General features: G+C 66.8%; 10 protein-coding genes. 3 read left to right on the forward strand and 7 right to left on the reverse strand.

What is annotated here, in order from left to right; genetic code table 11:
* The first annotated feature begins 252 nt into the window (after nucleotides 1-252).
* Nucleotides 253-1,098: an SDR family NAD(P)-dependent oxidoreductase gene (locus ACTHQX_RS21315; protein WP_440159251.1), complete on the forward strand. Its 846-nt coding sequence runs from the start codon at nucleotides 253-255 to the stop codon at nucleotides 1,096-1,098.
* Between the two features lie 81 nt (nucleotides 1,099-1,179).
* Here the strand turns inward: ACTHQX_RS21315 and ACTHQX_RS21320 are convergent, their stop codons facing one another.
* From ACTHQX_RS21320 to ACTHQX_RS21350, 7 genes are all read right to left on the reverse strand, one after another.
* Nucleotides 1,180-2,595 carry a putative bifunctional diguanylate cyclase/phosphodiesterase gene (locus ACTHQX_RS21320; RefSeq protein WP_440159252.1) on the reverse strand — a complete coding sequence of 472 codons (1,416 nt, stop codon included), beginning with the start codon at nucleotides 2,593-2,595 and terminating at the stop codon, nucleotides 1,180-1,182.
* The gene (locus tag ACTHQX_RS21325; protein WP_440159253.1) at nucleotides 2,589-2,804 is read right to left on the reverse strand and encodes a hypothetical protein; all 216 of its coding nucleotides are present in this window, start codon (nucleotides 2,802-2,804) and stop codon (nucleotides 2,589-2,591) included. Before ACTHQX_RS21325 ends, ACTHQX_RS21320 begins: the two co-directional genes overlap by 7 nt.
* A gap of 47 nt (nucleotides 2,805-2,851) precedes the next feature.
* Nucleotides 2,852-3,163 (reverse strand): PAS domain-containing protein, encoded by a 312-nt coding sequence (locus tag ACTHQX_RS21330; RefSeq protein WP_440159254.1) that lies wholly within the window; start codon nucleotides 3,161-3,163, stop codon nucleotides 2,852-2,854.
* Nucleotides 3,164-3,268: 105 nt separating this feature from the next.
* On the reverse strand, nucleotides 3,269-4,651 hold the full coding sequence (locus tag ACTHQX_RS21335; protein WP_440159255.1) for a UDP-glucose dehydrogenase family protein: 1,383 nt from the start codon (nucleotides 4,649-4,651) through the stop codon (nucleotides 3,269-3,271).
* On the reverse strand, nucleotides 4,648-5,832 hold the full coding sequence (locus tag ACTHQX_RS21340) for a glycosyltransferase family 4 protein (RefSeq protein WP_440159256.1): 1,185 nt from the start codon (nucleotides 5,830-5,832) through the stop codon (nucleotides 4,648-4,650). The genes ACTHQX_RS21335 and ACTHQX_RS21340 overlap by 4 nt, the downstream gene beginning before the upstream one ends.
* An 80-nt stretch (nucleotides 5,833-5,912) precedes the next feature.
* On the reverse strand, nucleotides 5,913-6,158 hold the full coding sequence (locus ACTHQX_RS21345) for a hypothetical protein (RefSeq protein ID WP_440159257.1): 246 nt from the start codon (nucleotides 6,156-6,158) through the stop codon (nucleotides 5,913-5,915).
* A gap of 39 nt (nucleotides 6,159-6,197) precedes the next feature.
* Complete coding sequence (locus ACTHQX_RS21350) at nucleotides 6,198-7,634, reverse strand: flotillin family protein (RefSeq protein ID WP_440159258.1); 1,437 nt, start codon at nucleotides 7,632-7,634, stop codon at nucleotides 6,198-6,200.
* Between the two features lie 291 nt (nucleotides 7,635-7,925).
* Here ACTHQX_RS21350 and ACTHQX_RS21355 point away from each other — a divergent pair, with 291 nt between their 5' ends.
* Together ACTHQX_RS21355 and ACTHQX_RS21360 are read left to right on the forward strand one after the other, a co-directional pair.
* Nucleotides 7,926-8,135, forward strand: coding sequence for a DUF2945 domain-containing protein (locus ACTHQX_RS21355; RefSeq protein ID WP_440159259.1), 210 nt, complete (start codon nucleotides 7,926-7,928; stop codon nucleotides 8,133-8,135).
* 5 nt (nucleotides 8,136-8,140) lie between these two features.
* Nucleotides 8,141-9,433 (forward strand): NAD(P)/FAD-dependent oxidoreductase, encoded by a 1,293-nt coding sequence (locus ACTHQX_RS21360; RefSeq protein ID WP_440159260.1) that lies wholly within the window; start codon nucleotides 8,141-8,143, stop codon nucleotides 9,431-9,433.
* The last annotated feature ends 163 nt before the right edge of the window (nucleotides 9,434-9,596 follow it).

The following is a 9,596-nucleotide window of genomic DNA, read 5'->3' on the forward strand; positions in this document are numbered from 1 at the left end:
CAGACACCCTGGTCGGGGCTCTCCCGCATTTAACCCAGCAGGTGATCCCTGACAGGGTCCTGGTTTCGACAGGCCCAACCAACAGAGCCCCCCAACCCTCCCTCACGTCCTGCCGCTTTTCCGCAGCTCCGCTGGACCATGGGGCGCCGCGTCCCGTTAGTCTGCCGGGCCGGGAACATGTCCGGGCCGGGCGCCGTTGTATGGGGGAACCGTCTCATTGATCGGCGGGTAAACCCCAGCAAAGGAGATCTTATGCCGCAGCGCACCATCGTTATCACCGGCGCGAGCGACGGCATCGGGGCAGCAGCCGCGCGGAACCTGGCGCGGGCAGGCGAGCGGATCGTCGTCGTCGGGCGTTCCCCGGAGAAGACCGCAGCGGTGGGTGCCGAACTGGGCGTTGACTATTTCGTCTGTGACTTCGCCGAGCTGGCGCAGGTGCGCCTCCTGGCCGCGGCGCTGCGGGAAAGGTACCCGCGGATCGATGTCCTGGTAAACAATGCCGGCGGGATCATGCGCGGCCACGAGCTGACAGTGGACGGCCATGAGAAGACGTTCCAGATCAACCACCTGGCGCCGTTCTTGCTCACGACCGAGCTGCTGGACGTTCTCACCGCCAGCCGTGCCACCATCATCAACACCTCAAGTGCTGCCAACGCATTCGGGCGGCTGGATCTGACGGATCTCAACTCCGAGCGGAGCTACTCGACAAACCGAGCCTACGGCACCGCGAAACTGGCGAATATCCTGTTTACCGCGGAGCTGCAGAACCGATACGGGGAGGACGGCATTGCGGTGGCCGCCTTCCACCCTGGCGTCGTGGCCACCAACTTCGCAGCGGAGTCCACAAGCTGGTTCCGCCACGCCTACAAGACTGTCCTCAACCGATTCCTGCTTTCGGCCGAGCAGGGCGCTGACACGCTCGTCTGGCTCGCTACTTCGACGCCCGGAGGGGACTGGGTGCCCGGCGCCTTCTACGTTAAGCGTGCGCTGGCGAAGGCCAACAAGCAGGCCTACGACGCCGGGCTGGCGAGGGACTTCTGGGACCGCAGCCTGGAGCTCGTCAGTGCAGGCGAGCCAGTGGAAGCGTCCGAAGCTTGAGGGCACAGCAAAAGGTCCCCCTCAGGTTGGGCTTGCGGGAGGGTGCGGATTTAGGCGGCGAGAGGCGAGGAGGCGTTGAAATCAGCGGCGCAGGTGAAGTCCCTCAAGTGCCTGAAGCGCCTCGGCTGAGCGGCTGATGGCCTGATCGAGGCAGGCCTCGGATTCGGGAACCGAGAACAGGTAGCCCTGCAGCGCGTCGCACTGCAGGTCCATCAGGTAGGCGGCCTGCTCGGAGGTTTCGATGCCCTCCGCGGTGACGCTGAGGCCGAGGCTGTGGGCCATGTTGATCATGGAGCTGAGGATTGGCAGCTTCTCCGCCCCGGTACGGACCATGGAGACAAAGGACTGGTCGATCTTCACCGCGTCTACCGGCAGGTCCTGAAGCCGGCCCAGCGACGAGTAGCCGGTGCCAAAATCATCGAGTGCAACCCGCACGCCGGCGCTTCGCAAACTCGCGTGGTGGCTGATCACGTGGTCGTCGGCGTCGAAGAGCACGCTCTCCGTCACCTCCAGCCCCAGCTGCCGGGGATCCATGCCGTGGGATTTGGCCATGTCCAGCACGTTGCCGGCGAAACCGCGGTCCCGCAGCTGAACGCCGGACACGTTGACGGCCAATGAACGCTCAGCGCCGCGGGAAAGCCAGGCGCCCAGCTGGATAAAACTTTCCCGCATCATCTGCAGGCCGATAACCGCGATCAGTCCGCTGCGCTCCGCCGTCGGAATGGACTGCGACGGCGGGACATTCCTGCCGTCGCGCTCCCACCGGGCCAGGGCCTCGAACTGGATCACCTCTCCTACCTGAGGCGAAACAACGGGCTGGTAGCTCACCCGGATCTCGTCGTTATCGACGGCGAGCCGCAGCCCGGCCTCCATGTCCGTCCGCTGCACCAGGGCCGTCATCATCTCCGGCTTGAACCGCATGTACCGGTTCTTCCCGGCGGCTTTGGCCGCGTACATCGCCACATCCGCGCGGCGCAGCAACTCCGACGCAGCCACCGCGTCCGCGCATAGCGACGCGATCCCCAGGCTCAGGCTGGGCCGCAGCATGGACCCTTCGATCCACACCGGGACATTGAGCGACTGCACGATGTGCTCCGCGACGGACTCGGCATCCGTAAATCCGGTCAGGAGCACGACGAACTCGTCACCGCCCAGCCGGGCCACAGTGTCATCCGGCCGGACGCAGGCCCTTAGCCGGCGGGCCACTTCCACCAGCATCTGGTCTCCGGCGGCGTGGCCCAGGATGTCGTTGACCTCCTTGAAGTCGTCAAGGTCCAGGAGGAGAACGTCGACGGCGGTACTGCTGCGGCCGTGCAGCGCTTCGGACAGTTGGTCATGGAACAGCTTGCGGTTGGCCAGCCCGGTGAGCGGATCCTGGAACGCCATGGCTTTCAGCTGTTCTGCCTGTTCGGCCAGATCCGCCATCGCTTGCCGGGCCTGTTCCTGGGCGCGGCGCCGCGGCGTGACATCCCGGAAGCTCCAGACCCGGCCTACCACCAGGTTGCCCACCCGCTGGGCCGCGAGTAGCGTTCGAACGTGCGGCCGTCGAGGAACTCCAACGTGTCGTGGCTTTCGGCGGTCGGGTGCGCGTACAGTTCGTTGATCTTGGCCAGGAAGCTCTCCGGCTGCGCGAGGAGGCCAAGAACGAAATCAATCACTGCCGCGTCGTCGCCCGCGGCCATGAGCTCACGGGCGATGCCCCACATCTTGGTGAACTGCTCGTTGATGCCGGCGATCTTTCCGTCGACCCCGACTACCAGGATCCCGTCAGCGGTGGCCTCCAGGGTGGCGCTGAGGGGGTCTTCGCGGCGGCGATGTCTCCGGACTCGCTGTGCAGGCTGGCAAAGAGCCGGTCGAAGCCGCTGCGGTAGCCTTCGGCGAGGAGCATGCGGTGGTCCTGGTCCACGAGCTGAAACCTGCCGTCGCCGAAGAGACGCTCCGCGGCGGCATTTACCTGCGTGATGAGGCCGTCGCTGCCGACCACGAGGACCGCGTCCGGCAGCGAATCGAACAGGGCGGCGTAGCCGGCTGGCGTCCCCCCAGGGCGTGGGGAAGAAGCCGTCATGCGACCGTTGCGTGAGACCGCGAGAAACTCATTGGGCGTCCACCCCCTCAGCAAGATCGTACCGCTGATCGAGCCTGTCGGGATGGAGGTCCGGCGGAGCCGGGCTCAACCAGCCGAGACATGCCCAACCACCGGTGCCGCCCGGGTGCCGAGACCGCGCACCGTCCAGCCTTCGGCCTGCCAGGCCGCAGCGTCCAGCACATTCCGCGCGTCCAGCACTGTCCGTCGTCGAACCAGCTGCCCGACGGCGGCCGGCGGCAGTTCGCGGTATTCGGCCCATTCGGTCAGCAGCAGCACCAGCTCGGCACCCTCGAGCGCCCTCGTGGCCGAGGCCTCGAACCGCAGCAGCGGGTAGCGCATCCATGAGTTGTTGATGGCCTTCGGGTCCGTCACCGTGACGTGCGCTCCGGCAGAGGCGAGCCGGAGCGCGACGTCGAGGGCAGGGGAGTCCCGGATGTCGTCCGTGTCCGGCTTGAACGCCGCGCCCAGCACGGTGACCGTCCGGCCGGCGATCATGCCGCCGCAGAGTTCCCGGGCAACCTCCGCCGTCCGGGTACGCTGCCCGAGGTTGATGGAGTCCACCACGCCCATCCAGTCGTCCACGGACCGGACCTCCAGCGCCTGCGCCTGGGCTCGGAAACTGCGGATGTCCTTGGGCAGGCAGCCCCCGCCGAACCCCAGCCCGGCGTGCAGGTAGCGGTTGCCGATGCGCGGATCCATGCCCATCGCCTCGCTCAGTTCGGTGACGTCGGCCCCGGCGGCGTCACACAGTTCCGACATCGCGTTGATGAAGCTGACCTTCGTGGCGAGGTAGGCGTTCGACGCCGACTTGATCAGTTCCGCCGTCGCGAAATTGCATACGAGCCGCGGGATGCCGGCACGCAGCAACGGCTCGTACACCGCGTCCAGCACGGCGGCCACACCGCGGGCGGCTCCCTGCGTGCCGTCACTGCGGCGCCCGAACGCGCCCTCCTTGCCGCCGGGCACCCCGTACACCAGCCGGTCCGGCACCAGCGTGTCCTTTACCGCGGTGCCCTGCCGCAGGAACTCCGGATTCCAGCCCAGCAGCACGTCCGGCCGCGCTGCGAGCATGCGCCCCAGCCGGTCGACGGTGCCCACGGGCACAGTTGATTTGCCGACGACGGCGGCTCCCCGGCTCAGGTGCGGAAGGAGACTTTTGGTGGCGGAGACCAGGTAGCTGAGGTCGGCGCCGTCGGACGTCTTGGCCTGCGGCGTGCCCACGCAGAGGAAGTGCAGCTGCGCGCCGGCGGCGTCGGCAAAGTCCGTGGAGAAGCTGAGGCGGCCGGTGGCGCGGCCGTCGTGCAGGAGCTCATCCAGCCCCGGCTCGAAGAAAGGGGCCCGGCCGCCGGCGAGCTGCTCGGCCCGTGCGGGGTCGACGTCGATCCCCACCACGGTGTGGCCCATCGAGGCAAGGGTGGCAGCATGGACGGCACCGAGGTAGCCGCAGCCGATCACGGAAATTTTCACTGTGTGGCTCCTTGGGTGCGGACGGTCTTGGTTTCGACGTGATCTCGACAGGCTCGATCAAGGGTGGACGCCCCGGCAATCGCCTCCTTGTAGTGCCGCACCAGCTCCGCGCACAGGGCCGGCCACGTCCGGCCCTGGACCGAGGCGTAAGCTGCCGCCGCGAATGCACGGCGCTTGGCGTCGTCGCCCGTCAGGTCCATCACATGCCGGCGCAGGCCAGCCAGATCGCCGGGCTCATAGAGCCAGCCGGTACGGGAATTCTCGACCAGATCCAGCGGGCCCCCGCGGCCGGTGGCCACCACCGGCACGCCGGATGCCATGGCCTCCTGGATGGTCTGGCAGAAGGTCTCGAACTCGCCAGGGTGAACGAACAGATCGAACGACGCCATGGCCCGGGCCAGCTCCTCGCCGCCGAGGAAACCGGTGAACACCGCAGCGGGAAGGGCCTCCTCCAGCGCCGCCCGCTGCGGACCGTCGCCCACGATCACCAGGCGGGTGCCCGGAACATCCGCCAGCACGGCGAGGTCTTCCACCTGTTTCTCCACCGCCAGCCGGCCAACGTAGCCGATGATCCGCTCACCGCCAGGCGCCACGGACGCCCGCCACCCGTCGTCGCGCTTTCCCGGCGCAAACCGCGCGGTATCCACACCGCGCCGCCACATGCCCACGCGCAGAATTCCGCGGCCGCGCAACTGGTTCAGCGCGAAAGTGGACGGCACCAGCGTCCGGGACGCCAGGAGATGAATGTTTTCCACCCGGTTCCAGGCCCAGTTCTCCAGGAACGGCACCCCGTACCGGGCGGCGTAGCTGGGAACCTCGGTCTGGTAGATGGCCACGGTGGGAATTCCCAGCTGGTGCGCGGCCTGCGCCGCCCGCCAGCCGAGCACGAACGGCGACGCCAGATGGACCACGTCCGGTGCGTAGTCGGCAAGGATTCTCTTGACCCGGTACACACCTCCCAGCGCCACCCGCACGTTCGTGTAACCGGCCAGCGGAACAGAGGGCAGCCGGTGCACAAACGCGCCGTTCACAACGTCCAGAACATCAGCGTCCGACGTCGACGGCGCAATCACGAGCACCTCATCGCCCCGCTCCTGCAGATGCTCAAGCACCCGCAGGATGGAGTGCGTGACTCCGTTCATCAGCGGCAGGAATGATTCGGCAACGATAGCGATCCTCACACCTCAACGGTGTTCCTGCCGTCTAACCGTGCGGGGGAGCCGGCGTGACAAGGAAGGGAAGGTTGGGTTAACAGGCGGGGCTACGTTCCCTCGTGGCGGAGAACGTCCGGCAGTTCATCCACGAAGACGGTCTGCGGCGGTTCGAAGTAGATGACCAGCACCTCGTCACCAACGGTGAAGACGCTGACCTTGTCGAACGGGTAGGCGTGGAAGGCGCTGGTGCCGCCGCGGTAGGCGAGCATCACCTCGCCGACGGTTCCGGGGCCAATCTGTCCGCTCACCCGGCCGATCTTCCCGGTCAGGGTCCGGTCAACGTTCCTGTGCACTGTGCCGCCCCCTTCCCTGGGCTTCCTTGGGCGCCGGCGCTAGGCGCCTGGCTGCTTCGGCGGCTGCTTGGCATGGTTCTGCCCGTTCTTCAGGGCACCTGAGAGCCGCGGCAGGAAAGAGCCCGCCTGGGTGATGATCCCGCCCACCATGCTGTTGAGGCCGTCCGCGCCGTTCAGGACGGTGAGCTGGTCCACATGTCCAAACGGCTCGGCCGCCGCCGCCACAATGGAGGGCATGTTCTCCGCCAGCTGCTGGGCGATGACGGCATCCTGGTTGCTCTCCAACGCCTCGCCGCGGGCCTTGATGCCCTCCGCCTCAGCCAGGGCCTTCGCCTTGATGGCGGACGCCGCGGCATCGCCGCGCGCCTTGGTGGCAGCCGCCTCGGCCTCGCCCGTCACCCGGGTGGCTCCGGCAATGGCCGCGGCCGCGCTCGCGCTGGCCTGTGCCTCCACTTCCACGCGGCGGGCATTGGCCTGGGCCTCGAGCTCCGTCCGCTTGGCACGGGCTTCGGCTGCGCTGATGTCCGCCGCCTTCTGCGCCTCCGCCTCGGTGCGCTGTGCGTAGGCCTTCGCGTCGGCGGGCTTGCGGATGGTGGTCTGCAGCTTCTGTTCCTCGCGGTCCGCCTCGAGCTTGGCCACCTCGGTTTCCTGGACCACCACCTGCTGGCGGGCGGTGGCGTCTGCCAGCGGGCCGGCCTGCGCGGCATTGGCCCGTGCCCGTTCGGCGTTGGCCTGCGCCGCCGACTGTTTGATGGCGGACAGGCTCTGCGCATCGGCGACCTGTGCGGCGGCCTCGGCTTCCCGCTCCGCGGCCTCGCGGTTGCGGGTGGCCTCCGCAATGCGGGCCTCCATCTTGACCTGGGCGATGTGCGGCTTGGCGATGTTCTGGATGTAGCCGGTGGGGTCCTGCAGGTCCTTGATCTGCAGGGAATCAACCACGAGTCCCAGCTTTTCCATTTCCACCCCGCTAGCGCCGCGGACCTGGGAGGCCAACTTGTCGCGCTCGCGGATAATTTCCTCCACAGTCATGCTGCCGATAATGGAACGCAGGTGGCCCTCGAAGACGTTGTACACCTGGCTTTCCATCTTCGGCTGCTGGCCAAGAAACCTTCGGGCGGCGTTGGCAATAAACGCCGGGGCGTCCCCGATTTTGTAAATGACGACGCCTTCAACGATCACCTGGATACCCTGGGACGTCACGCAGGAGACCTTCAGCTCCGTCTCGTTCAGCGTGAGCGACAGCGTGCGGACGGTCTGCAGGCCCGGAACCACCAGTGCGCCCTTGCCGGTGACGATCTTGAAGTCCATCCCGTCGGTGCTTTCCAGGGTGCCGCGCGTCAGCCCGGAAATTATGAGGGCCTCGTTTGGCTCGGCCACTTTCCACATGAGTTTGACGGCCAGCCAGATAACCAGAATACCCAGCAGCACCGAGACAACAATGATGATCAGCGGCAGGATGGCTGCCAGGTTCTCCATGGCGGTGTCCTCTCAGTGCAAAGGCGAATGAAGTTGGGCACTACCCCGCAAACGCGGCATGACCAGCTGTAATAGACAGTCTGGTGGTGCGCCGGGGCATAGTCCAGCGATTTGGGCGGCCTAGGAGAGCGAGCTCTCAGGCGCACCAGATCGGCACCGGCTCTGGCCGGTCACTGCCACCGGCTGTAGTGTCTCTCCTGATGGTCGACGGCGGTCCCTATCTGTCAGATCCAGCCCCGCCGGACCCTGATCCACCAGATCTCGAACCCCATCCCGACCCGAGGAGCACGCGTGGCACTGACCAAGGGCACCGAAGTGGAGTGGAACACTCCGCAGGGAAAGACCCACGGCAAGATCGTGGAAAAGAAAACGAGCGACTTCGAGCTCGACGGACACACCCACAGGGCCCGCGACGACGAACCCCAGTACGTTGTGGAGTCCGCAAAGACGGGGGCAAGAGCCGCGCACAAGGCGGGCGCCCTGACGGAAAAGAAGGGCTAGTTCCCATGGAACCTGAATCAGGTCCTCCGCGTTCCAGCACACCGCCCGTTCCGCCGTCGCTCGGGAACCGTACGGGTGCCGCCGGCGCTTCGGGCCAGGCGAGCAACGGACGACGGCGGTACAACGTGCTGGTGGTCGGCGGCGGGAACGCCGGGATATCGCTGGCCGCGCGGCTGCGGCGCTACGGTGTCCGTGACGTTGCGGTGGTGGAACCCAGCGGCAGGCACCTCTTTCAGCCGCTGTTCTCGCACATCGGCGGCGGCACCGCCGAGGCCGCCGAAGCCGTGCGCCCGCAGAAATCCGTCATGCCGAAGGGCGTGACATGGATTCCGGACAGCGCCGTGGACATTAAACCGGAAACGAACACCGTGGAACTGGCCTCCGGGATCCGGCTCAGCTACGGCCACGTGGTGGTGTGCCCTGGCCTGCAGCTTGACTGGCACAAGGTGCCTGGCCTGGCCGAGGCCATGGAATCGCCCCACGCCTCCTCGAATTATGTGTATGAGCTGGCTCCCAAGACCTGGGCCCTGCTGAGCGGGCTGAGGAGCGGAACGGCCGTGTTCACCATGCCCTCGGGACCGGTCAAATGCGGCGGCGCCTCGCAGAAACCCATGTACCTGGCCTGCGACTACTGGCGCCAGCAGGGAGTGCTGTCCAACATCCGCGTGGTGATGGTGGTGCCGACCCCCACGGTCTACGGCGTGCCCGGGGTGGACGAGGAACTGAACCGCAAAATCGCCGAGTACGGCATTGAGCTGCGGTGCAACAGCGAGGTAACCGCCGTCGACGCGAATGCCCGCGCCGTGCAAATCCACGACGCCGCCAGTGGCTCGAGCGAGAGCCTCACTTACGACGTCCTGCACGCCGTACCGCCGCAGTCGGCGCCCGACTGGCTCAAGTCCACTGCATTGCCGGCATCCGGTGACGACGGCGGCTTCGTGGAAGTGGACCCGGAGACGCTGCGTCACCCCAGGTACCCGAACGTCTGGTCCCTCGGCGACGCCGCCGGCACCAAAAACTCCAAGGCCGGCGCCGCCCTCCGGAAACAGACCACCGTGCTGGCGAAGAACCTTAAAGCAGTCATCAAAGGCGAGGAGCCCAAGACCAAGTACAACGGCTACTCGGCTTGCCCCTTCACCGTGTCCCGGTCAACGGTCGTGTTCGCCGAGTTCGACGACGAGTACAAGCCCATGCCCACGATCCCCAAAGTGGCGAAGGAGCGGCATTCCACCTGGATCCTTGAGCGCGACCTTTTCCCGGGCATCTATTGGAACCTGATCCTGAAGGGCCGGGGCTGAGCCCACGCAACTGCCTGGCCCCTGTCCCCTGATCCCCGTCACCAGACAGGCGCCTGACCGTAGGCAACCGGCCGAGCACAGACAAACGGCCGGCCCGCGTAAGGCGGGCCGGCCGGCGTCGTACTTGGAGTCTTTGGAGCGTTCCTCGGCGTTACGGGTTCTG

This window comes from Arthrobacter sp. SAFR-023 (genome assembly GCF_051965295.1).
Lineage (GTDB): Bacteria > Actinomycetota > Actinomycetes > Actinomycetales > Micrococcaceae > Arthrobacter.

Coding starts and splice junctions, on each gene's coding strand:
- ACTHQX_RS21315 (WP_440159251.1), top strand. CDS start 253: ATGCCGCAGCGCACCATCGTTATCACCGGCGCGAGCGACGGCATCGGG.
- ACTHQX_RS21325 (WP_440159253.1), bottom strand. CDS start 2,804: ATGTGGGGCATCGCCCGTGAGCTCATGGCCGCGGGCGACGACGCGGCA.
- ACTHQX_RS21330 (WP_440159254.1), bottom strand. CDS start 3,163: ATGACGGCTTCTTCCCCACGCCCTGGGGGGACGCCAGCCGGCTACGCC.
- ACTHQX_RS21350 (WP_440159258.1), bottom strand. CDS start 7,634: ATGGAGAACCTGGCAGCCATCCTGCCGCTGATCATCATTGTTGTCTCG.
- ACTHQX_RS21360 (WP_440159260.1), top strand. CDS start 8,141: ATGGAACCTGAATCAGGTCCTCCGCGTTCCAGCACACCGCCCGTTCCG.